This is a genomic window from Pseudomonas sp. NPDC079367 (genome assembly GCF_044542195.1).
Taxonomy (GTDB): Bacteria; Pseudomonadota; Gammaproteobacteria; order Pseudomonadales; family Pseudomonadaceae; genus Aquipseudomonas.
Map to the genome: position 1 here is coordinate 847,434 of NZ_JBITTW010000001.1, position 21,113 is coordinate 868,546.

A 21,113-nucleotide genomic window follows, 5' to 3' on the forward strand; every position below is an offset into this window, starting at 1 on the left:
ACCGCTCCTTAGACTGCCAGGCCAACCATTTTGGCCAGTTCGACGGTACGGTTGGCATAGCCCCATTCGTTGTCGTACCAGGCGTAAAGTTTGACCTGGGTGCCGTTGATGACCATGGTCGACAGCGCATCGATGATCGATGAGCGCGGGTCGGTGCGGTAGTCAATGGACACCAGCGGACGCTCCTCGAAACCGAGGATATCTTTCAGTTCATTCTCGGACGCGTCCTTGAGGAACTGATTCACCTCTTCGACCGTGGTGGCACGCTCGACTTCAAAAACACAGTCAGTCAGCGAAGCATTGGCCAGCGGCACACGTACAGCGTGACCATTGAGGCGTCCACGCAGCTCCGGGAAGATTTCGGCAATGGCAGTGGCCGAGCCGGTGCTGGTTGGAATCAGGCTCATGCCCGAAGCACGTGCACGACGCAGATCCTTGTGCGGCTGATCGAGAATGCTCTGGGTGTTGGTCAGGTCGTGAATGGTGGTGATCGAGCCGTGGCGAATGCCCAGCTTCTCGTGGATCACTTTCACCACTGGCGCCAGACAGTTGGTGGTGCACGAAGCGGCGGTGACGATGCGATGTTCTGCCGCATTGAACAGCTGATGATTGACGCCCATGACGACGTTCAGCGCGCCTTTTTCCTTCACCGGAGCGCAGACCACCACACGTTTAACGCCCTGATCCAGGTAGGCTTGCAACACCGCCACTGTTTTCATCTTGCCGCTGGCTTCAATAACGAGATCGCAACCCGACCAGTCGGTATCGGCAATCGCTTTGTTGGCCGTGACTTTGATCCGCTTACTGTCGATGACGACGCTGTCGCCTTCAGCGCTGGCTTCGTTGTGCCAACGGCCATGTACCGAGTCGAAGTTGATCAGGTGCGCATGAGTCGCCGCGTCACCTGCTGGATCGTTGATCTGTACGAATTCGAACTCAGGCCAACTCCAGGCTGCTCGCAGAGCGAGGCGACCGATCCGGCCAAAACCATTGATGCCAACTTTGATAGTCATGTTGTTGTGCTCTGTATCTGTTTGTCAGTGGGAGTTCGACTGGGTGTCAAACTGGCCGATGTATTCAATGTGGGCAGGATGCTGAATGGCGCGTGGACGCAACGACTGAACATCGCGGATGGCATCACTAAATGGCACACCGCTCTCGATCAATAACTGAGCGGCGACCAAGCCGGTACGACCCGAGCCGCCCTTGCAATGGATAGCAATGGTTTTCCCTTCGGTCAGCAACTGCTGGAGTCGCGGATGATGCTGTTCCCATGCGGCTTTGAATGCTTCGCCAGGCGCTTGATCGTCTTCTACTGGCAGGTGAAACCACTCGATGCCGAGCATTTGGCACTCTTCGGGCAGCAGGTCGATCTCGTTCTGAAGCAACTCTTCTATTGGCATCAGCGTCAAAAGCGCCGATGCCCCCGCGTCCTTGAGGGTTTGCAGCGCCTCGAAAGGCTTGGTGCCCTTCGTGCCTGGACACGGGGTGAAGATCAATTGGCCATTGAACTGTGCCAGGGGCAGTACGGAATATGGGTGTTGTTGCACGGTTAAAAATCCTCAGATGGAGCGCTGATTGACACGTTTCATGAGTTCTTCCGCCGACTCCTTGCGCTCGGAATAACGATCCACCAGATAGTCCTGGCGGTCGCGAAGCAGCAGCGTGAATTTCACCAACTCTTCCATCACATCAACGACACGGTCGTAGAACGGAGAAGGTTTCATCCGGCCGTTGTCGTCAAATTCCATATAGGCCTTCGGTACGGAGGATTGGTTGGGGATGGTGAACATGCGCATCCAGCGTCCCAGCACCCGCAGCTGATTGACCACGTTGAACGACTGCGAGCCGCCACACACCTGCATCACCGCGAGGGTTTTGCCCTGAGTCGGGCGTACAGCGCCCATCACGAGTGGCACCCAATCGATCTGCGCTTTGAACACTGCACTCATATTTCCGTGACGCTCTGGAGAGCACCAGACCTGTCCCTCGGACCACAACACCAAGTCGCGCAGCTCCTTCACGCGTGGATGATCGTCGGGGGCATCATCTGGCAGCGGCAAGCCTGAGGGATTAAAAATCCGCGTCTCGGCACCGAAGTGCTCCAGCAACCGAGCGGCTTCCTCTACCAGCAGACGACTGAAGGAGCGCTCACGAGTCGATCCGTAGAGCAGCAAAATGCGCGGCTTGTGAATGGAGGTCTTTTCGATACCGAGTTTGTCTGCCGATGGAAGATCAACCAGTTCGGTATCGAGCTGGGGAATATGGTCATCAAACATAGTCTTTGTCCTGCGCAACGGCGCTCTTGGATTCGTCGAACCAGCGGCGTTTCAGCCAGAGGGCCACACCGACCAGGGAAATCAGAACCGGCACTTCCACTAACGGGCCAATCACTGTGGCGAAGGCGACCGGAGAAGCCAGGCCGAAGGTGGCAATGGCCACGGCAATCGCCAGTTCGAAGTTGTTGCTTGCGGCTGTGAAAGCCAGTGCGGTGGTGCGTGGATAGTCAGCCTTGAGCAATTTCCCCATCCAGAAGCTGATGAGGAACATCACCACGAAGTAGATCGTCAGGGGGATCGCGATGCGCAACACATCCAACGGCAATTGCAGCACCACGTCACCCTTAAGGCTGAACATGGCCACGATGGTCAACAGCAGCGCCACCAGCGTCAGCGGGCTGATCTTCGGAATGAAGCGCTCCTGGAACCAGTTTTCACCTTTACGTGCGATGAGAATCTTGCGGGTCAAGAAGCCTGCCAGGAACGGCACACCTAGGTAGATCAGGACCGACTCGGCAATGCTGACAAAGCTGGTCTCAATGACACTGCCTTCCAGCCCGAATAACGGCGGCAACAACCCAAGGAATACCCAGGCATACAGACTGAAAAACAGGATTTGAAAGATGCTGTTGAATGCCACCAGTCCGGCGACGTACTGATTGTTGCCACCCGCGATCTGGTTCCAAACCAGCACCATCGCGATGCAACGAGCCAAGCCGATGAGGATCAGGCCGGTCATGTATTCCGGCTGGTCCCGAAGGAAGATGATCGCCAGCGCGAACATCAACACCGGTCCGATGACCCAGTTCTGGACCAAAGACAAAACGAGGATGCGCTTGTCCTTGAAGACTTCCGGCAGTTCCTCATAACGAACCTTGGCCAGAGGTGGATACATCATCACGATCAAGCCGATAGCGATGGGGATGTTGGTGGTGCCCACAGAAAGACTGTTGAGCCACTGCGGCCAGCCTTCGAACAGGCTCCCCAAACCGATGCCCAAGGCCATGGCGAGAAAGATCCACAGCGTCAGGTAACGGTCCAGGAAGGAAAGGCGGCTCTTACTCATGATCATTGCTCCTGTAGTTACAGCGTGCCTATCAGGGCCAGCTCTGCCTTGAGCTGTTCGGCACTCAGTTGGGAAAGAGGTAAAGCCAGGAAGGCTTCAATACGGGTTTTGATCTGCTCCAAAGTGGCTTCAAAAGCCGCCCCGATCTCTTCTTGAGTGCCGAGGTATTCCGAAGGGTCAGCCAACCCCCAGTGCGCCTTGGTGACCGGTCCGAAAAATACCGGGCAGGCTTCACCGGCAGCCTTGTCGCAAACCGTGATGACGAAATCAGGAGCCAGGTTCACATGGACATCGCTGGACTTACTGCACAACCCGAGCGTCGACATACCAGCGTTTTCCAACGTCTTGAGACTCAGCGGATGCACTTCGCCTTTGGGTTGACTGCCCGCGCTGTAGGCTTTCATGCCTTCCGGTGCCAAGTGATTGAAGACCGCTTCACAAAGGATGCTGCGGCAGCTATTGGCAGTGCAGAGAAACAGGATTTTCATCGAGCGGTCTCGTAGTCGAAGGCGGAATCAGGCGATTTGGCTTTCACAGCACACGGCTGCACGTTCAGGGCGGTCACCCATTTCATCAAGGCGTTTGGCATCAGGGCTTAACCAGTGCTTGTTGCTTTCGAGCGCAGTGGTCAGCACTTGATGAACCCAGTCTGGGAGATTCGGGTGCAGTCGGTAATACACCCATTGGCCTTGCCGACGGTCCGACAACAGGCCGCAAGTTCGCAGTTGGGCGAGATGCCTGGAGATTTTTGGCTGACTCTCGTTCAACGCGCAGGTCAGCTCGCAAACACAAAGCTCTCCTTCACGGGTGATGAGCAGCATGGTGCGGACCCGGGTGTCGTCCGCCAGGCATTTGAAAACAGTGGTCGGTGTCAGATGGTCAGCCATATCGATTCTCAGCGTTTGGTTTTCACCAAGACGAACATCTTGATGCGCTCATGAATTTCGTGAAGGGTGTGACGGAACGCGTCGGGTTTGGTGCTGGTCGCCGGGTCCTCAAAGTTCCAAGCCAATGCCTCGCCAGCTCCAGGTAACGACTGGCATTCCGCTGCTGCTTTATCGCACAAGGTGATGACGTAATCGAAACGCTCACCACGGAATTCGTCTACGGATTTGCTGCGCAATCCTTCGGTATTCACCCCAAGGTGGGAAAGTGCGTCGAAGGTGCGCGGATCGACCTGAGTTGGAACGGTTCCGGCGCTGAATGCCTCGAAATGCTCCGAATCAGTATGCCTCAGCAGCGCTTGGGCCAACTGAGAGCGGGCAGCGTTGGCAGTACAAACGAACAGGACACGGGCTTTGCTGGTCATTGTGAAGCCTCAGCTCATATACGATTTATCGAATATATGATTTTATGCATGCGAGGTAAAGCCCCTGCACCGGAAAAATTCGAAAAGGACCAGTTCATGCCGAGCAACCCCCCCTAAAAGCCCTTCTTTCTAGGGCATATGGGATACTCACTCAGCAAAGCGCTTAAGAAACATTTGGAAAATTATATATATGAATATTGTAATAAGTTTGTCATCCATTCGAGGATAGCCTCTGCTCCGATCCAACCAACCAGGAGCCTGGAAGATGAAAAAACTGACGATCACCGCCGCCTTGCTGACTAGCCTGTTTGCGAGCGTTAGCTTCGCGAGCCAGTACGACAAGCCCGGATTCTTTACCAAAGTAGAAGACGGCCGCCTTTGGGTCTTTCGTGAAGGTTCTGAACAACTGAAAGAATTCAAGGCACACGGCGAACCGGCCAAGCAATACACGGAAATTGGGACCGGTCCAGACGGGATGACCGTTAAGTCTGGTGACGAGAACGCGCTCAAGGACTATCTGAGCACGCTTAAGAAATAAAACGATTAAACCTGATCCGCCCCTATCGCAGGGGCGGGTTTCGATGGATGGGTATTAGCCTTTGCAACAACCTGGAGAGGCAAGAGGTGTGACATCAGGATTGCGCCTCCAGCGACGCAACAAGACGCCTGACTTGTCAAAGCCTTCAAACTGTCACCGACTTCAACGAAATCCGAGTCATATACGCCAGTCTCGGGGAGAGCCAGCTCAACCTTATTCGCCAGATGCCAGATGCCAATCGCCAATCAACTCCGCGACGACAGACCAGATCTGTTCATATCCAATCATCGGCAAGATCGTAGGCGGGGCGTCAAGTTAATGAGCGCTCAGGAACAGCACCCTGAGCTGATCTTGATTCCGGAGTCAGCCAGTGCTTCCACGATGGTGCAATCGGGTGCCATTGTTCCGGGACAGCAGGTTTGGCAGTCCTTGGCCATATACAGTAATTCTTGCCTGATGGTTTGCAATCGGGCCAGTTTTGCTTCCACGGACTCCAGATGCTTCCTGACCACCGACAATGCCTCGCCACAAGAACGCTGCTGATCGCCGGAGAGGCTGATCAGTTCGCGGACTTCATCCAGAGGGAATCCAAGCTCCCGTCCTTGGCGGATAAACAGCAGTCGCGCCCGGTGCTGCTCCGTGTAAACCCGATGCCCTCCAGAGGAGCGATTGGCGATGGGCAGTAGGCCAATTTTTTCGTAGTACCGGATGGTTTCGATGTTGCATCCGGTCTCCTTCGACAAGGCGCCGATTCCCCACATGTCGCTTCTCCAAAGAAATCACTTGAACCTGTAGTAGCTACAGATATTACTCTGGTTCGACTGATACTGATAACCAATGCGGCGTGGCCGGCTCGAGATGTTTTTTCCAGAGACTTTCCAATGATGAAGGCGACAACCCTCAATAAAATCGGGGGCGCAGTGGGGCTAGGCTGCCTGGCCTGTTGTGCCACACCCATGCTTGGGCTGATGGGGATCGCCGCAATAAACATAACCGCCAATGCTTGGTGGCTTGGTCTGACCCTCGTGGCCCTATCGGTTGGAGCCTTGGTTTATCGCAATGTTAGCCACAAGCAGCACCGGTGCGCGAATTCGCAAAAGCCATGCAAAGGAGCGGAGTGCCGTGGTCGCTGATATCGTGGGTACCTCCCGCTTGATCGCCCTGCATAAGCACTTGGTACGCGTATGCGTTACGTTTTTGCTGGGTATGTACGCGGGCGCGCTCTGGGCATCCAATGCGAGCAACGTAGTAACTACCGAGCACATGAGTGCGCAATTGGTGGCAGAACACCAGAAGCTGACTCCGGGAAAAACATCGTCGATTGCATTGAAATTGAACCACCATCCACAGTGGCACAGCTATTGGCGTACCCCTGGCGATTCAGGCTTGCCGACGCAGATCAAGTGGAACGTGCCAGAAGGCATCCAAATGGGCGCGATTCAATGGCCCGCTCCTAAGCGACTACCGTTTGGCCCATTGATGAACTTTGGCTATGAGGGTGAAACCTGGCTCATCAGTGACATCACCCTACCTCCGGACTTCGTCAACCCGTCGGTCACGCTGAGTGGCCACGTAGAGTGGCTGGTTTGCTATGACGTCTGCATTCCTGAAGAGGGGCAGCTGACACTAACCCTGCCAGTAGGATTGCCGGGCACTTCTCCAATTGCCAATCCCGAGGCAGTTCGGGGCTTCGAGACGGTGCGAACCCTGTTGCCAAAAAAGGCAAATGATTGGAGCTTTTCTGCGGTATCGACGAGTACCGGTAGCACCCTTTCTATCGCGCCTCCACAAGGGCAATCCTTCCCTCAGAGCGTCAGTTTTTTTCCGTATGATGAGGGGGTGATCGAGCCGAGTGCGGTTCAGACCTTGTCATACGATGACGCTGGCTATCAACTCTCCATGACACGTGCAGTTCAGCCAGTGGCTCCCCTGGTGCGACTTCGCGGCATCGTAGTGACGGAAAATGGCACAGGCTCACCAGAGGCGCTGGAAATCGATATTCCAGTCCAGGGTGCAGAAGTAGCCAAGCCGAACGCGACCATCGATACAAGCGCTCAACTGGGGTTGATTGCTGCGGTGTTGCTGGCTTTTTCAGGCGGGATACTGCTCAACCTGATGCCCTGCGTCTTTCCGATCCTCTCGATGAAGGTATTCGCATTTGCTCGCGAAGCAGATCCATACAAATCGCGCCGAAATGGCCTGTTCTACTCAATAGGCGTCGTCATTTCGTTCTGGCTGCTTGCGATTGTGCTGATGGGATTACGATCTGCTGGGCATGAATTCGGATGGGGCTTTCAGCTTCAATCACCGGTAATAGTCGCCAGCCTTGCGTTGTTGTTTTTTGTGCTTGCGCTCAATCTTTTGGGTGTTTTCGAGATGGGCAGCCTGGTGCCGAGCCCTCTTGCATCCATCAGCCCTCGTCACCCAGACGTCAGTGCATTTTTCTCCGGTGTGCTCGCTGTTGCGGTTGCCTCACCCTGTACAGGCCCGTTCATGGCGGTGGCGCTTGGTTATGCAGTGACCCAGCCCGGATGGACTTCGTTGGCCGTCTTCACCTCGCTGGGCCTCGGTATGGCCTTGCCATACTTCCTGCTGGCTTGGTTTTCCGGCATCAGGAAGTGGTTGCCTCGACCAGGGCCATGGATGGTGCAATTACGTCAATTCCTAGCCTTTCCGCTGCTTGCAACCGTCATATGGCTCGCCTGGGTGCTGGGCGTCCAGGCTGGCGTAAGCCCGTTGATCGACCTTCTTTTGGCACTCTGGTTAATGGGTCTTGGCCTGTGGCTTTTCGGCAGGTTTCCCTCCAGATTGGGTAAAACGATTTCATGGGTTTTGGCGTTGAGCATCCTGATACCGATGGCCAATATCGCCGGCTCCGCGACCTCCGAGTTAACACGCCAAGCTGGTCAGTGGGAGACCTACTCGCAAGCCAAGGTTGAACAGCAATTAGGCGATGGGAAGACCGTATTTGTCGACTTTACCGCTGCTTGGTGCGTGACCTGCCAAGTCAATAAAAAGCTCGTGCTGAATACCGATGAAATCGACCATGCCTTCGAGCAAAGCGGTGTGGTCAGAATGCGGGCCGACTGGACAAATCGAGACCCTGAAATCACCCGTGCCTTGGCGCGCTATGGCCGGTCTGCGGTTCCCATGTATCTCGTTCTCCGTCCAGGCCAATCGCCAGAAATGCTGCCAGAGTTGCTGACTAAATCTCTGGTGAAGGCTGCACTTGCTTCTCCCGAGTCACCTGGCAGTGAGTCATCGAAGCCCATTCTGGGCACTCTTTAACCGAGGAAAAATCAACATGAAAACATCCATCGTCGCGTCAATGACATTACTGCTGGTATCGCTCTGGGCGAACGTGGCGAGCGCTGCGGCAGTCGTAGGGCAAGCGGCTCCGAACTTCACCGTGACAGACAGCAATGGTACTTCTGTCTCGCTGGCAGACTACAAAGGGAAGTACGTGGTTCTGGAGTGGATGAATCCCGTTTGCCCGTTTACCCAAAAGCACTATCGCAGCGGCAACATGCAGGCCTTACAAAGTGAATACCGCGCAAAAGGCGTGGTGTGGTTGTCAGTCAACACCGCAGAGGCAGGAAGCGCTTCTTACCGTCCAGGTTCAGAGATGAACGCTTGGGAAACCGAGATGAAAGCAGCCCCATCTGCCTTGTTGATGGATTCTGACACCAGCTTAGCCAAGCTGTACGGCGCTAAAACGACCCCGCACATGTTTGTGGTCAGCCCTGCTGGCAAGGTGGTGTATGCGGGTGCGATTGATGACAAGCGCAGCACGAACATCGAGGACGTAAAAATCGCAAAGAACTTCGTGAAAACGGCGTTGGATGAAAGCCTGGCCGATAAACCGGTCAGTATTTCTTCAACACAACCTTATGGGTGTTCCGTTAAATATCTGTGATGTTCTTCGCACAGCGTTAGAAATACACGCATCACTCGACGGACGAGTTGCGGTTGCTTAGGCTGACGGCCTTTTTTTGATACCCGAGGGGAGCACTATGGATAGGGATGCACTTGAACAGAACCAGATACCGATCTATTTCGTCGCGGTCATTGCCGCAGCAATCGGTGGGTTCATGGCGCCTGTGGCCGCTCAGGGGCTGAATGCTTTGGTGACTCCAACCATCGCCGTGCTGATGTACGCGATGTTCCTACAGATTCCCTTTCTTGACCTGCGCGAAGGCCTGAGCAATAGACGCTTCATGTCAGCTCTTTTGATCGCCAACTTCGTACTGATTCCACTGCTGGTGTGGGGCCTCACCAGAGGACTCACGGATCATCCGGCGATCCTTGTTGGTGCTCTTCTGGTACTGCTGACACCCTGCATCGACTACGTGGTGGTCTTTACTCATATTGGCAAGGGCGACTCTCGTGGGATCCTTGCGGCCACACCGATCCTGCTGCTACTTCAGCTTGTTCTGCTACCCGTGTACTTGGCCTTCATTTTGGGCAGACAGTCCGAAGTCGTGATCTCGGTAGGCCCGTTTGTTGAAGCCTTTCTCGTGCTGATTGTCGCGCCGTTGTTGTTGGCCGTGGTTACAGCGGCGCTGGCCAAAAAGTCGAAAATCGTCGGCGGTTGGAACGCCGCCTGGGCTTGGCTACCCGTTCCAGCAATGGCGGCGGTTCTGATCGCGGTGGTCGGTTCTCAAATCTCCTCGGTCGTTCGCGACATCGACCAGCTTGCCCCGGTGATCCCTGTGTATATCGGCTTCATGCTGCTGGCACCGTTGGTGGGCGCGTTGGCTTCGAGAGCTTTCAAGCTGCCCTCCACGACTGCCAGAGCGGTCACTTTCAGCTCGTCAACGCGTAACTCTTTGGTCGTTCTGCCATTGGCTCTGGCATTGCCAGAAGAAATTCGAGGCCTTGCTGCCGCTGCTGTGATCACCCAGACGTTGATCGAGTTGGTTGGTGAGCTGATCTACATCCGCGCAATACCGGCACTCGTTTGGCGGAAAAAATCGCAGATTGCGTCGATGACCTCATAGGCATGTGACTTACCTCAAGGGGAGTTAGCTGGACGCTTATCAATGACGACCTGAACTCTTTTGAAAAATATGTGAATCAACCTGACCCGCCTTTGTCGCTAAGGGCGGGTTCGGGGAGGCACTAGCCTTTGCAGCAACCCGACGACGTACGAGGTGCGGCCTGTGGGATTGTCCCTCCAGTACCGCAACAAGACGTCTGGCTTGCCGAAGCCCTCAAGCGATCATCGACTTCATCGAAATCCGAGTTGCAAATGCCCGTCTCCGGGAGGACCAGCTCGACCCTTTTGGCCGCATCCCAATCACCCGCCAGCGCCGCGACGACAGAGCGAACTTGCTCATACCCCGTCATCAACAAGAACGTTGGCGCTCGGCCATAGCGTACCGAACACTCCGCAAAAAAGGATGCTTGCCTGACGGTGTTTGTAATCACTTCAGGTGTGAACATATGAACAAGTTGAGCCGTCGTGGGTTGAAAAAGAATACCTGCGAGCGCTGGAGATAAAAACGCGCAACCGCGACTAGCTGGTAGCACCTGTTTACGCTGCATCGCCTGAGGATCTTGAGCGTGCGGCCGCATCTGGAAAAACAGTACTTCGCGGGTCTGGGCCACTGGTCCGCCCCCGAAGATTCAAATCGCTTCAGGACGAACCTGAAAAATCAAAATCCACTAATTGAATTGAGTTCTATTGTTCGTTTGCCTTTCCCAAAACTGCTTCAGTGCAGCGTCAGTCTGGATCAGGGCTTTTTCATCCCCACCCGCCGCTGCATCTCGGCCGTAATCGTCTGCCGGGTTTTCTTCATGTCTGCCCAAGGTCCATCGCCCACTTCGGCCAGGCGTTCATGCGCATTGTGAATGTTCCACTGGTTGCCGCCCTTGAGCGATTCGACCTCTTCACGAAAAATCGGCATCGACACCGGCAACCCTTCTCGCGTACGCACGGCGTAGGCGCAGATGGTGGTCGCGCCCAAGCCGTTGCGCAGGTAATCGATGAAGATCCGTCCCACCCGATTCTTCGGCCCGGACACTGCGGAAAAACGCTCCGGCAGCATCTTGGCCATGTGGCTGACAATGGCGCGGCTGAACTCCTTGACTTCATCCCAGCCGAGCTTGCGGGTCAGCGGCACCACCAGGTGAATGCCCTTTCCGCCGCTGGTCTTGAGGAACGCCTTGAGCCCCAGTTCATCGAGCACCGTCAGGGTCAACTGGGTGGCCTCGACCATGCGTTTCCATGGCAAGGCCGGGTCCGGGTCGAGGTCAAGGACGAAGCGGTCGGGTTTGTCGAGGTGGTCCGAGGTGGCGTTCCAGGTGTGCAGTTCGACGGTGCTCATCTGCACGGCGCCGATCAACGCCTCGGCGTTGTTGATCACCATCATCGGTTGGCCCGTGAGCTTCTGGTCTAGGGTGGTGATGTCGGGAATGGCCAGGCGCTCGGCGTTTTTCTGGAAAAACAGTTCGCCGGCGATGCCATCCGGCGCGCGCACCAACGCCACGGGGCGGTCCTTGAGCTGCGGCAGAATCCACTCGGCGACGCTGGCGTAATACTCCGCCAGTTGCACTTTGGTCGCACCACTGCTGGCGTCGATGACACGGTCCGGGTGAGTGATGCGCACCTTGCCCTGGTCAAGGCCGATCTGGGACGGCGCAGGTTCGGCTTTCTTCTTCGCGGCGGAAGGTTGGGCCGCGGCGGTTTTTTTCCCAGGGGCAGTTTTCACGGCAGTCGGACGCTCCTCAGTGATGTCTTTGGCAGGTTTGTCGTCACGCAGGCCATGGAACACCGCATGGCGCACCGAACCGTCCTTGGTCATTTCGGCAAAGGCCACTTCCGCCAGCAGGCGCGGTTTGAGCCAATGCACAGCCTTGAACTCGGCACCGCCGGGCGGGTTGACCACCGCGGGTTTCTTCGTATGCAGGGGTTTGAGTCGTTGATGAATGCTGTTGAGGGTCGCCTCGGTAAACCCGGTGCCGACCTTGCCGGCGTAGCGCAACTCACCGCTGTCGCGGTCATGCAGCCCCAGAAGCAACGCACCGAAGGCATTGCGTGAACCTTTGGGGTCGGTGAAGCCAACGATAACGAATTCCTGTCGATGCTTGCACTTGAGTTTGATCCAGTCACTGCTGCGCCGGGAGACATAGGGCGAACCGAGGCGTTTGCCGATCAGGCCTTCCATCTGCATTTGGCAGGCGCTGTTGAGCAAGGCCTCCGGGTCTTCGCTAAAGGCCTCGGAGAAGCGCAGCAGAGGGTCTTTGCCGGTCTTGAGCACCGTCGAGAGCGCAGCCCGGCGCTCCTCGACGGGCACCTCGCGCAGGTCCACGCCATTGAGGTAGGGCAAATCGAACAGGTAGTAAAGAATATTGCCGCTGCGGCCGGCCTCGAAGGCGTTTTGCAAGGCCTGGAAGTCCGGTACGCCGTGTTCGTCGGCCACCACAACTTCACCGTCAAGCCAGGCCGATTCCAGGCCTAGGGACACCAGCGCCTTGGCCTGGCCGGGCAACTTGTGGGTCCAGTCATGGCCGTTTCGTGTAAAGAGTCGAACCTTTCCATCTTCTATCCTAGCGAGCATCCTAAAACCATCGAATTTGACCTCATAGCTCCATTGACCGCCCGGGGCCTTTTCCACCAAGGTCGCCAGTTCGGGTTTGATCTGGTCTGGCAACTCGGCCTTGCGCGCGCCGGTGAGCTGCGCGGACTGTTCTTTGCGTACTGGCGCTGCGGGCTGCTTGATGGCCTTGGCTTTGGCTGTCTTGGGTGCTTTGGGTGCTTTGGGTGCTTTGGCGACGATAGTCCGTTCGCTGAGCACGCTGTCGGGCTCGGCCGCAACCACGTCGTAATCGTCTACAGCCCGAGCGGCACCGTCCTGATGCTTGATTAGAAACCATTGCTCCTGCTTGCCCGGCATGTGCGTGCGAACCAGGTTCCACACGCCGCCGAGCTTCTCGCCTTGCAGTTCGAACTTGAGCCGGCCCTTGGCATAGGCCTCGACCGGATCGTCCAGGGGAATCCACACGCCACGATCCCAGACGATGACATCGCCCGCACCGTAGTGGCCTTCAGGAATGCGGCCCTCGAAGGTGGCATAATCCAGCGGATGGTCTTCGACATGCACCGCCAGGCGCTTGACCTTGGGGTCCAGCGACGGACCTTTGGGTACCGCCCAGCTCTTGAGCGCACCATCTAACTCCAAGCGGAAGTCGTAATGCAGGCGCGAAGCATCGTGCTTCTGGATGCAGAACTGCAAGGCGTGTGCTTTTCCCTTACGTTTGCCTTTCGCAGGTTTGGCGACGCCGGCAGGTTCGGGGCTCTCTTCGAAGTTACGCATACTGTTGTATTTTTCGAGTTGCTTTTCCATGGTGCCCTCCCCAAAGTGCAGACAACATCAACCTGCTGTTGTCTTGAGACCTCGAATAGGTGTGAGAAGGTTCACTTATGAATTCACCAGATCTGCGCTAATCCGGAAGCGCGGTGACAAGGACAATCAGGATTGCAGTCGCAACCAGTGAAAGCTGTTCGCCCGTGTCGCCTCATTTCAAACGCAACATGTTGGAATTCACTCTGGTGAGCTTTGTGAAAGGCACTGCACCGAAAGGCAACAAAGGAATTTTTTCAATCGCAACACCACTAACGTCGGATCCCGCAAAATAAGGCACCTGAAACGCAACATTTGAAGTGGCACCTATTTAAATTTGATCTCGTAACTCCACTGCCCTTCGGGTGCGCTGTCGACCAGCGTCGCCAGTTCCGGTTTTATCAGCGCCGGCAGCTTGGCCTTGCGCGCGCCGGTGAGCTGCCCGGACGCTTGCTTGCGCGCCTTGGCGGGGGCCTTTTTTACCGGTTTGGCCTTATCGACGGCAGGCGAAGATTTACCGACGATCGTGCGCTCGCTGAGCACGCTGTCGGGCTCGGCCACCAGCACGTCGAAGTCATCCTGCGGGCGCGCGGCGTTGTCCTGGTGCTTGATCAGAAACCATTGTTCCTTCTTGCCCGGCATATGCGTGCGCACCAGATTCCAGACACCGCCAAGCTTCTCGCCCTGCAGCTCGAACTTGAGCCGCCCCTTGGCATAGGCCTTGTGCGGATCCTCCAATGGAATCCACACGCCACGATCCCAGACGATCACATCGCCGGCGCCGTAATGCCCCTCTGGAATGCTGCCCTCGAACGTCGCGTAATCGAGCGGATGATCCTCGACATGAATGGCCAGGCGCTTGACCTTCGGGTCCAGCGACGGCCCCTTCGGCACCGCCCAGCTCTTCAGTGCGCCATCGAGTTCCAGGCGAAAGTCGTAATGCAGGTGCGAAGCGTCGTGCTTCTGGATGCAGAACTGCAAGGCGTGATCCTTGGCCGACTTACGGCCCGGGCGCTTGACCGCCGCCGGTTCCGAAGTCGCAGAAAAATCACGCATGCGGTTGTAATCGTCGAGGTTCCTGTTCATGAGCACACCGATGGCAAGCGGGTTCTGTTATGCAGAAGAGCGATACGGCAGCGGAAAAATTCAATCGAGGTAAAAAAGCCCCGGACGGATGGAATGGCCGAGGCGTTTAGCGACACATCGAGTAACTGCATGAGCTGGCTAAATAGAGTGCAGACGCTAAGGTTTTTTCAGGGTCTTGAAAGGGAGGCAATGGAATGCCTGCTGCTGCAAAAGCCTGTCGTCTGAGAACGGGCCGAAATTCTGAGACCGGAAGAGTTTATTTACTGACCGCTGTGGTTAACCAACGTGAGCGTGTCTTTACCAATTGGCACGACGGAAGATTAGTGGTCAACGAGTTGAGGAGGTGCAGTGAAGCCGGGTTAGCGATCTCTCTGGCTTGGGTCGTAATGCCAGACCATCTGCATTGGCTAGTTGAGCTTAATGAGGGCTCGCTTGCAGATTTGATGTGTCGCGTTAAATCACGAAGTTGCCAGGCATACAATCGACAACATGGTCGCCAAGGACAATTATGGCAGCGAGGGTATTACGATCGTGCCTTGAGACGAGATGAAGACCTCAAAGCCGCTGCGCTCTACGTAGTCAAGAATCCCGTGCGAGCCGGTCTGGTGAGACGCCTTGGGGACTACCCTTTGTGGGACGCCATATGGCTCTGAAGATCAAAGGATCGCAGCCTTCGGCAGCTCCTACAGGTGAACCGTATTTCAAAGGTAGGAGCTGCCGAAGGCTGCGATCTTTATGGATATCAACACGCCTTGCCCGGTGTGCCTTGCGAACCGAGTGGTGGCGCGTTTGGGGGATTACCCTGGGTGAATGCCATATGGTTCTGAAGATCAAAGGATCGCAGCCTTCGGCAGCTCCTACAGGTGAACCGTATTTCAAAGGTAGGAGCTGCCGAAGGCTGCGATCTTTTGCTGTTGATTCAGGCTTGCCCTTTGGCCTGCTGTTCCAGATGCACCTGCAGATCCGGATCGATGCGTAACGCTGCAGCGAGTTCATCCAGATAGCTGCGTTCGGCGGCCTGTTGATCGTCGACCAGCATGATGCTGGCCAGATACATTTCGGCGGCTACAGCCGGATCGCCATTAGCCGATTGCGCGACTTCACCGGCATCCAGCGGTTTGGCAACTTCGGCGTCGAGCCATTGTTGCAATTGCGGATCGGCGGTGTGTTTGCCGATTTCGCTACTGATCAGATGCTTTTCTGCATCGTCTATACGCCCGTCAGCCTTAGCGGCGGCGATCAAGGCGCGCAGCACCGCGTGGCTGTGAGTTTCGATTTGCGGGCCGGCGAGCAGGTCGGCGGTTTGTGGCAGTTCTTGCGGTGCCTTGCTGGCCTGACTGCGTTGCCAGGCTTGATACGCCTGGTAGGCCATCATGCCCAGCGAAGCGAGTGCGGCGTAATTGGTGCCGCCAGAACGGCTTCGGCTACCACCACCGAGGGCGCTTCCCAAGCCACCACCGCCGAGCAGGCCACCGAGTAGACCACCCAGGCCGCCGAGGCCACCCGAAGCAGCCGCGCCCGCCCCGGTCTGACTGCCACCACCCAGCAGGCCACCGAGTAGTCCGCCCAGCCCGCCGCCAGCCGAAGCACCACGTTGTTGTCCCGCCGAGGCCTGGCCTCGCAGCAGTTGTTCGAGCAAATCGCTGGTATTCATGACGTCATCCTCAGGGCCCGGCCCTATTGCGTCAGGCAACGATAGACCGATGCGGCCATAGCGCCAGCACCGTTGGGCTGACGCCCGATAACCGCTGGATCGCCGCGCAAGAAATTTTCCGCCGGCGAGCTAAGATTCAAGGGTGGTGAACCTTATCCCGGCGAAACCGGTCGATAGCTGCAACCCGACCCGGTTTGCCGACGCCCTTTCTGACGATGGGCGATACCCGGCTTGCTTCACTTTCTGGAGAACGCCCCCGTGATATCCACCGTACACATCGCCAGGCTCAAAGCATGGGGCGCCCATGGTTTTACCGCGACCGGCGTGGTCACAGCCTTCCTTGCCACCCTCGCCCTGCTGGAAAACCAGCCAATCCATTGCCTGATGTGGCTGGGCGTGGCGCTGATCGTCGACGGCCTCGACGGCGCTCTGGCGCGCAAGGTCAATGTGCAATCGGTGTTGCCGAGTTTCGACGGTTCGATCCTCGATCTGGTCATCGATTACCTGACTTATGTATTCATCCCGGCATTGTTTATCTACCGCTACATTCCCCTGCCCGATTACACCCTGCTGCTGACGGTGTCGGTGATTCTGGTGTCGTCGCTGTTCTGCTTCTGCAACGTCAACATGAAGAGCAAGGACAACTACTTTGTCGGCTTCCCGGCGGCCTGGAACGTGGTTGCATTGTGTCTGTACATCATCGGCCCGGGGCCGTGGATTACCTTTCTCACCGTGATCGGTCTGGCATTGCTGACGGTGACGCGGATGAAGTTCCTGCACCCGTTCCGCGTGCGCCGCTTCATGCCGATCAATATTGCGGTGACGGCGATCTGGCTGTTGTGCAGCTTGTCGCTGGTGCTCAATCACCCGGTGATCAATCCGTTGGTGATGGGTTTGTGGCTGCTGATGTCGGCTTACTTTCTGGGGATCTGCATCTGGCGCACGGCGCTGGAGTGGTTTGACCGGCCTCAGATGAAATAGGAATCCGGACTGAAATGCAGGTCCTGTGGGGGCGGGCTTGCCCGCGAATGCGGTGTGTCAGTCAACACACAAACCGCCTGATGCACCGCATTCGCGAGCAAGCCCACTTGCACATTCGATTGTCGTACTGACGAATCGAACATCAGCGCTTGGTAATCACCACCTCCAGATACTCACTCGGCACCACCAGCGATTGCTCTCCCGCCCGATTCGATCGGCTGAGCAACTCTGTCAAATCATTCTCCAGCGCCTGCCCGGCCTCGGGCGACAACACCGCAAATGCCTTGTGCACTGGCCCATACCAGTGCCGAAAGATGTCAATGAAATGCGCCGCCGACCGGTAGCGGAAGTTGAAATGGCTGCGCGTCACGCGCACGACAAAATCGCGATCATCGAAATGTTTGTGCAGCCACGCATCCGAGCCCCAGTTCGATGGAGGCTGAGCAACTGCGGGCGGGGGCAGATGCTGGCCGAGAATTTTGAACATCTGGCCGACAAAGCCCTCCGGCGTCCAGTTGGCCATACCGATCCGTCCGCCGCGACGACAGACTCGCCCCAACTCAGTCGCTGCGGTCACCTGATCGGGTGCAAACATCACGCCGAAAGTGGACAGTACGGCGTCGTAGCTTTCATCGGGAAAAGGCAGTGCCTCGGCATCGGCCACCTGAAAAATCACCTCCAGATGCTCGGCCCGGGCGCGGTCCTGGCCACGCTCCAGCAAAGCCGCCACATAATCGGTCGAGGTCACCACACAACCGCGCCGCGCCGCCGCCAGAGTTGCGTTGCCGTTACCGGCGGCGACATCCAGCACTTCCTCATCGCAGCGCAGATCGCAAGCCTCGGCGAGGCTTTCGCCGACGATTTGCAACGTGGTGCCGATCACGGCGTAGTCGCCACTGGCCCAAGCGACTTTCTGACGTTCCTTCAGGGCAGTGAGATCAATCGGGGTACTCATGACAGCGAGCTCCGTGGCAGAGAGAATGCACAGGCGTCGACGCGGCCCGTGCTTGCTCACTATCGCGCCGAGGCTGCCCGGCGTCCCTGTCAATCGTCCGGCAACCCCGTAAACCGGGCACTTTGCCGATGAGCGGCGGGGATCTGTCAAGCGCCTGATACACCTTGCGCATTGCCACCGCCGCTGGATTGGTTTCTGATGCCGGCTCGCCTCAGGAAAGGACTCGACCGATGTCACTTCAACTCGACTGGCTCGCCGCACACATGCAGCACAGCGATCGCTACGCGGCATGGATTCATCATCAATTTCATTACGAGTATGTCGACCAACCCTTGGCTCAATGGCAGCGGGAATTTGCCGAAGGCCAAAGCAATGGCGACTGGTCGTGCCTGATTGCCATCGACGGTGAACGGCTGCTCGGCGGCGCAGCACTGGCGCGCGATGACCTCGCTGATCGAGCCGATCTCGGCCCTTGGCTGGCCTGCGTATTCGTTGATCCCCAGGCGCGTGGTCAAGGCCTGGCCGAGCGGTTGATTGAAGGGATATGCGAAGAGGCGAAAAAACGAGGAGTGGCGCGCCTGTATCTGCACACGCAGGACAAACACGACTACTACAACAGACGCGGCTGGCAGGTGCTGCAGCATTTTCAAGCGTGGGACAAAACGCAATGGCTCATGGTCCGCGACCTTTGAGCCATTGCGTTGTTTTGATCAGGCGGCCGGTGCCTTGGCCTCTTCCAGCAACTGCTTGATCATGTGTTCCTGCGCCTCATAGCGACCTTCGCCGAAGTGGCTGTAGCGCACCTGGCCCTTGGCGTCGATCAGGTAATGCGCCGGCCAGTATTGGTTGTCGAAGTTGCGCCAGATCGCGTAGTCGTTGTCGATGGCCACCGGGTAGGTGATGCCGAGTTTTTTCACCTGATCCTTGACGTTGTCGATGATGCGCTCATAGCCGTATTCGGGGGTGTGTACGCCGATGACCACCAGTCCATCCTTCGCGTATTTCTTCGCCCACTCTTTGACGTACGGCAGGGTGTGCTGGCAGTTGATGCAGTCGTAGGTCCAGAAGTCCACCAACACCACTTTGCCGCGCAGGGATTCGGCGCTCAGCTCTGGTGAGTTGAGCCATTGCACAGCGCCGGCCAGCGACGGCATCGGGCCCTGAGCTTCGTCCATCATCGAGTCGGCGCGGACTTTGCTGACAAAGTAGTCGACCACTTTCGGCACGTTTTCCAGGACGTTTTTCTCCACGCTGGCCACGCCTTCGGACGAGGTATTGGCGAGCAGGGATTTGTCCGCGCCCGTCGCAATCACCGCGACCGTAGCGAGCACCGCCACCCCGGCACCACGGCGCAACCAGCCGCTGAACGGGATCGACGGTTTCAGCCGATTGACCAACCCGCGCCCGGCGAAAATCAGCGTACCCAAGGACAAGGCGCTGCCGGCGCCGTAAGCCAGCAGCAACAGGCTGGTCTGGGCATTTGCGCCTTGCAGCATCGCGCCGGTGAGAATCACGCCGAGGATCGGCCCGGCACACGGCGCCCACAGCAGACCGATGGCGACACCGAGCATGATCGAGCCCATCGGTCCTGCACGTTTACGTGTGTCCTGATCGAGACGGTTGCCCAGCGCGACAAAAGGGCGGGTCAGCCAGTCGCCGACGCGGGCCGAGATCAGTGACAGGGCGAACAGCGCCATCACCAACAGAGCAATGTGGCGGCTGGTGTTGCTGGCCTGAATCACCCACTCGCTGCTGACCACGGCGAGGCTTGCGATCAGCGCGAAGGTGAGCGCCATGCCGCCGAGGGTCAGCAGGATTGAGGAGCGTGTGCGGTTGGCGCCAGCGAACAGAAACGGCACCACCGGCAAGATGCAGGGACTGAGGATGGTCAGCAGACCGCCGAGAAATGCGATGAGGTACATAAGTGGTCACCTTGAAATGGGGGCTGGACACGCAACCGGACAGCGAGGAGAAACACCCCCCTCGCTAGCCTGTTTTGTTAACGCCGTGGCTCATGCGCTCTGGCCATCCAGCCATTGCCCCTGGGGCGTGCGACTGGCACCGTTTTCCGCGACCAGTTGGCCCTGAGGCGTACGGCTGGAACCATCAGCAGCAACCATCTGGCCCTGCGGCGTGCGGCTCGACCCATCAGCAGCAACCATCTGACCTTGCGGCGTGCGGCTGAAGCCGTCAGCGGCGATCAGTGCATCACTGCCCTCCTTCGCCACTGTGGTCAGCTGGAAGCAGGTGCTGCTGGCGCAACTGCTCTGCTCTACGGCACTGTTGGCGTGGGCGGCGGCGCCGGTGAAAGCGAAGGCTGCGGCAGTCAAAAAGCGCGAGACGTTGTTCATGGCAAAACTCCTTGCAGAAAAAGTAGGGATGGCTCAGTTCTGGTTGTTGCAGCCTTCAGCGAATTTGCTGTAGTCGAGCTCGCGGGTTTTGCCGGCAGAATCGAGGTAGGTCATGCGCGCCTCGGTGATGCCACAAGTCACCGAGGTGTCCTCAGTCATCGACAGCACTTTCTTGATATCCAGATGGGTGCCGTAGGTGTAGGTTTGCCGGCTGACGTCAGCTTCGGCGTGGGCCGACAGGGTGCAGATGTTCAGCGCGGCGAACAGGCAAGCGGCGACTACGGATTTGTTGATCATGGTGGTGTCCTCAAGGCTTCAGTGGGTTTGAGCCGAGGCGGTCTGTGTGTGCCTCGATGGAGCCTATTTGAGGCTCTCGAGGTATCGCGTCTGTGTCAGGAAAGGACGAGAATCACTCGTTGTGTATCCACGCCGCGTGTAGATACACAGCGATACAAAACCCGCAGAAAATCGCGTTTTTGCGTCGGCGTGTATCCGCCGTTGCGGCAGATACACTGCAATACAAAGGCAGGCAGGCGTGCAGTTCACGGC

General features: G+C 57.2%; 21 protein-coding genes and 1 pseudogene. 7 read left to right on the forward strand and 15 right to left on the reverse strand.

Going from position 1 to position 21,113, the window contains the following annotated elements:
• Window positions 1-8: 8 nt before the first annotated feature.
• Genes ACIGDJ_RS03745 through ACIGDJ_RS03775 form a run of 7 tightly spaced genes read right to left on the reverse strand, consistent with a single transcriptional unit; the run spans window position 9 to window position 4,654 of the window.
• Window positions 9-1,013 carry an ArsJ-associated glyceraldehyde-3-phosphate dehydrogenase gene (locus ACIGDJ_RS03745; RefSeq protein ID WP_222018979.1) on the reverse strand — a complete coding sequence of 335 codons (1,005 nt, stop codon included), beginning with the start codon at window positions 1,011-1,013 and terminating at the stop codon, window positions 9-11.
• A 24-nt stretch (window positions 1,014-1,037) separates the two neighbouring features.
• Window positions 1,038-1,550: a cyclin-dependent kinase inhibitor 3 family protein gene (locus ACIGDJ_RS03750; protein WP_222018978.1), complete on the reverse strand. Its 513-nt coding sequence runs from the start codon at window positions 1,548-1,550 to the stop codon at window positions 1,038-1,040.
• 12 nt (window positions 1,551-1,562) lie between these two features.
• Entirely contained in the window at window positions 1,563-2,279 is a 717-nt protein-coding gene (arsH, locus tag ACIGDJ_RS03755; protein WP_222018977.1) for an arsenical resistance protein ArsH, read from the reverse strand.
• A complete protein-coding gene (gene arsB / locus ACIGDJ_RS03760; RefSeq protein ID WP_222018976.1) occupies window positions 2,272-3,345 on the reverse strand; it encodes an ACR3 family arsenite efflux transporter in 1,074 nt (357 codons plus the stop codon). Before arsB ends, arsH begins: the two co-directional genes overlap by 8 nt.
• A 17-nt stretch (window positions 3,346-3,362) precedes the next feature.
• Window positions 3,363-3,833, reverse strand: coding sequence for an arsenate reductase ArsC (locus ACIGDJ_RS03765; RefSeq protein WP_222018975.1), 471 nt, complete (start codon window positions 3,831-3,833; stop codon window positions 3,363-3,365).
• Between the two features lie 27 nt (window positions 3,834-3,860).
• Window positions 3,861-4,232, reverse strand: a complete 372-nt coding sequence (locus tag ACIGDJ_RS03770) for a metalloregulator ArsR/SmtB family transcription factor (RefSeq protein WP_222018974.1) — start codon at window positions 4,230-4,232, stop codon at window positions 3,861-3,863.
• Between the two features lie 8 nt (window positions 4,233-4,240).
• A complete protein-coding gene (locus tag ACIGDJ_RS03775) occupies window positions 4,241-4,654 on the reverse strand; it encodes an arsenate reductase ArsC (RefSeq protein ID WP_222018973.1) in 414 nt (137 codons plus the stop codon).
• Between the two features lie 265 nt (window positions 4,655-4,919).
• Here ACIGDJ_RS03775 and ACIGDJ_RS03780 point away from each other — a divergent pair, with 265 nt between their 5' ends.
• Window positions 4,920-5,192 carry a hypothetical protein gene (locus tag ACIGDJ_RS03780; RefSeq protein WP_222018972.1) on the forward strand — a complete coding sequence of 91 codons (273 nt, stop codon included), beginning with the start codon at window positions 4,920-4,922 and terminating at the stop codon, window positions 5,190-5,192.
• Window positions 5,193-5,518: 326 nt separating this feature from the next.
• Here ACIGDJ_RS03780 and ACIGDJ_RS03785 read toward each other — a convergent pair whose 3' ends face one another.
• Window positions 5,519-5,953 (reverse strand): helix-turn-helix domain-containing protein, encoded by a 435-nt coding sequence (locus tag ACIGDJ_RS03785; protein WP_222018971.1) that lies wholly within the window; start codon window positions 5,951-5,953, stop codon window positions 5,519-5,521.
• 361 nt (window positions 5,954-6,314) lie between these two features.
• On the opposite strand from ACIGDJ_RS03785, the gene ACIGDJ_RS03790 reads away from it, so the two are divergent.
• The 3 genes from ACIGDJ_RS03790 (at window position 6,315) to ACIGDJ_RS03800 (ending at window position 10,192) form a co-directional block, all read left to right on the forward strand.
• A complete protein-coding gene (locus tag ACIGDJ_RS03790) occupies window positions 6,315-8,480 on the forward strand; it encodes a protein-disulfide reductase DsbD (protein ID WP_222018970.1) in 2,166 nt (721 codons plus the stop codon).
• A 16-nt stretch (window positions 8,481-8,496) separates the two neighbouring features.
• Window positions 8,497-9,108, forward strand: a complete 612-nt coding sequence (locus tag ACIGDJ_RS03795) for a redoxin domain-containing protein (protein ID WP_222018969.1) — start codon at window positions 8,497-8,499, stop codon at window positions 9,106-9,108.
• Window positions 9,109-9,205: 97 nt separating this feature from the next.
• Window positions 9,206-10,192, forward strand: coding sequence for an arsenic resistance protein (locus ACIGDJ_RS03800; RefSeq protein ID WP_222018968.1), 987 nt, complete (start codon window positions 9,206-9,208; stop codon window positions 10,190-10,192).
• A gap of 735 nt (window positions 10,193-10,927) precedes the next feature.
• On the opposite strand, the gene ligD is transcribed toward ACIGDJ_RS03800, so the two are convergent.
• Window positions 10,928-13,540, reverse strand: a complete 2,613-nt coding sequence (ligD, locus tag ACIGDJ_RS03805) for a DNA ligase D (RefSeq protein ID WP_222018967.1) — start codon at window positions 13,538-13,540, stop codon at window positions 10,928-10,930.
• A gap of 330 nt (window positions 13,541-13,870) precedes the next feature.
• Window positions 13,871-14,623, reverse strand: a pseudogene (locus tag ACIGDJ_RS03810) (DNA polymerase ligase N-terminal domain-containing protein); the annotation flags it as partial.
• A 194-nt stretch (window positions 14,624-14,817) separates the two neighbouring features.
• Here ACIGDJ_RS03810 and ACIGDJ_RS03815 point away from each other — a divergent pair.
• Entirely contained in the window at window positions 14,818-15,276 is a 459-nt protein-coding gene (locus tag ACIGDJ_RS03815; RefSeq protein WP_397478342.1) for an REP-associated tyrosine transposase, read from the forward strand.
• 266 nt (window positions 15,277-15,542) lie between these two features.
• On the opposite strand, the gene ACIGDJ_RS03820 is transcribed toward ACIGDJ_RS03815, so the two are convergent.
• Entirely contained in the window at window positions 15,543-16,277 is a 735-nt protein-coding gene (locus tag ACIGDJ_RS03820) for a tellurite resistance TerB family protein (RefSeq protein ID WP_397478343.1), read from the reverse strand.
• Between the two features lie 258 nt (window positions 16,278-16,535).
• Here ACIGDJ_RS03820 and pcsA point away from each other — a divergent pair, with 258 nt between their 5' ends.
• Window positions 16,536-17,258 carry a phosphatidylcholine synthase gene (pcsA, locus tag ACIGDJ_RS03825; RefSeq protein ID WP_101162650.1) on the forward strand — a complete coding sequence of 241 codons (723 nt, stop codon included), beginning with the start codon at window positions 16,536-16,538 and terminating at the stop codon, window positions 17,256-17,258.
• A 142-nt stretch (window positions 17,259-17,400) separates the two neighbouring features.
• Here pcsA and ACIGDJ_RS03830 read toward each other — a convergent pair whose 3' ends face one another.
• Window positions 17,401-18,213 carry a class I SAM-dependent methyltransferase gene (locus ACIGDJ_RS03830; RefSeq protein WP_101162651.1) on the reverse strand — a complete coding sequence of 271 codons (813 nt, stop codon included), beginning with the start codon at window positions 18,211-18,213 and terminating at the stop codon, window positions 17,401-17,403.
• Window positions 18,214-18,443: 230 nt separating this feature from the next.
• On the opposite strand from ACIGDJ_RS03830, the gene ACIGDJ_RS03835 reads away from it, so the two are divergent.
• On the forward strand, window positions 18,444-18,905 hold the full coding sequence (locus tag ACIGDJ_RS03835; protein ID WP_101162652.1) for a GNAT family N-acetyltransferase: 462 nt from the start codon (window positions 18,444-18,446) through the stop codon (window positions 18,903-18,905).
• Between the two features lie 18 nt (window positions 18,906-18,923).
• On the opposite strand, the gene ACIGDJ_RS03840 is transcribed toward ACIGDJ_RS03835, so the two are convergent.
• The 3 genes from ACIGDJ_RS03840 to ACIGDJ_RS03850 form a co-directional block, all read right to left on the reverse strand.
• The gene (locus ACIGDJ_RS03840; protein WP_397478344.1) at window positions 18,924-20,135 is read right to left on the reverse strand and encodes a cytochrome c biogenesis protein DipZ; all 1,212 of its coding nucleotides are present in this window, start codon (window positions 20,133-20,135) and stop codon (window positions 18,924-18,926) included.
• 90 nt (window positions 20,136-20,225) lie between these two features.
• Window positions 20,226-20,564: a hypothetical protein gene (locus ACIGDJ_RS03845; RefSeq protein ID WP_397478345.1), complete on the reverse strand. Its 339-nt coding sequence runs from the start codon at window positions 20,562-20,564 to the stop codon at window positions 20,226-20,228.
• Window positions 20,565-20,597: 33 nt separating this feature from the next.
• On the reverse strand, window positions 20,598-20,861 hold the full coding sequence (locus ACIGDJ_RS03850; protein ID WP_101162655.1) for a DUF2790 domain-containing protein: 264 nt from the start codon (window positions 20,859-20,861) through the stop codon (window positions 20,598-20,600).
• Between the last annotated feature and the right edge of the window lie 252 nt (window positions 20,862-21,113).

What these genes read in the sequence shown, in the direction of transcription:
- ACIGDJ_RS03745 (WP_222018979.1), bottom strand. Translation starts at nt 1,013, where the DNA reads ATGACTATCAAAGTTGGCATCAATGGTTTTGGCCGGATCGGTCGCCTC.
- arsH (WP_222018977.1), bottom strand. Translation starts at nt 2,279, where the DNA reads ATGTTTGATGACCATATTCCCCAGCTCGATACCGAACTGGTTGATCTT.
- arsB (WP_222018976.1), bottom strand. Translation starts at nt 3,345, where the DNA reads ATGAGTAAGAGCCGCCTTTCCTTCCTGGACCGTTACCTGACGCTGTGG.
- ACIGDJ_RS03765 (WP_222018975.1), bottom strand. Translation starts at nt 3,833, where the DNA reads ATGAAAATCCTGTTTCTCTGCACTGCCAATAGCTGCCGCAGCATCCTT.
- ACIGDJ_RS03770 (WP_222018974.1), bottom strand. Translation starts at nt 4,232, where the DNA reads ATGGCTGACCATCTGACACCGACCACTGTTTTCAAATGCCTGGCGGAC.
- ACIGDJ_RS03775 (WP_222018973.1), bottom strand. Translation starts at nt 4,654, where the DNA reads ATGACCAGCAAAGCCCGTGTCCTGTTCGTTTGTACTGCCAACGCTGCC.
- ACIGDJ_RS03780 (WP_222018972.1), top strand. Translation starts at nt 4,920, where the DNA reads ATGAAAAAACTGACGATCACCGCCGCCTTGCTGACTAGCCTGTTTGCG.
- ACIGDJ_RS03785 (WP_222018971.1), bottom strand. Translation starts at nt 5,953, where the DNA reads ATGTGGGGAATCGGCGCCTTGTCGAAGGAGACCGGATGCAACATCGAA.
- ACIGDJ_RS03795 (WP_222018969.1), top strand. Translation starts at nt 8,497, where the DNA reads ATGAAAACATCCATCGTCGCGTCAATGACATTACTGCTGGTATCGCTC.
- ACIGDJ_RS03800 (WP_222018968.1), top strand. Translation starts at nt 9,206, where the DNA reads ATGGATAGGGATGCACTTGAACAGAACCAGATACCGATCTATTTCGTC.
- ligD (WP_222018967.1), bottom strand. Translation starts at nt 13,540, where the DNA reads ATGGAAAAGCAACTCGAAAAATACAACAGTATGCGTAACTTCGAAGAG.
- ACIGDJ_RS03815 (WP_397478342.1), top strand. Translation starts at nt 14,818, where the DNA reads ATGCCTGCTGCTGCAAAAGCCTGTCGTCTGAGAACGGGCCGAAATTCT.
- ACIGDJ_RS03820 (WP_397478343.1), bottom strand. Translation starts at nt 16,277, where the DNA reads ATGAATACCAGCGATTTGCTCGAACAACTGCTGCGAGGCCAGGCCTCG.
- ACIGDJ_RS03830 (WP_101162651.1), bottom strand. Translation starts at nt 18,213, where the DNA reads ATGAGTACCCCGATTGATCTCACTGCCCTGAAGGAACGTCAGAAAGTC.
- ACIGDJ_RS03835 (WP_101162652.1), top strand. Translation starts at nt 18,444, where the DNA reads ATGTCACTTCAACTCGACTGGCTCGCCGCACACATGCAGCACAGCGAT.
- ACIGDJ_RS03840 (WP_397478344.1), bottom strand. Translation starts at nt 20,135, where the DNA reads ATGTACCTCATCGCATTTCTCGGCGGTCTGCTGACCATCCTCAGTCCC.
- ACIGDJ_RS03845 (WP_397478345.1), bottom strand. Translation starts at nt 20,564, where the DNA reads ATGAACAACGTCTCGCGCTTTTTGACTGCCGCAGCCTTCGCTTTCACC.
- ACIGDJ_RS03850 (WP_101162655.1), bottom strand. Translation starts at nt 20,861, where the DNA reads ATGATCAACAAATCCGTAGTCGCCGCTTGCCTGTTCGCCGCGCTGAAC.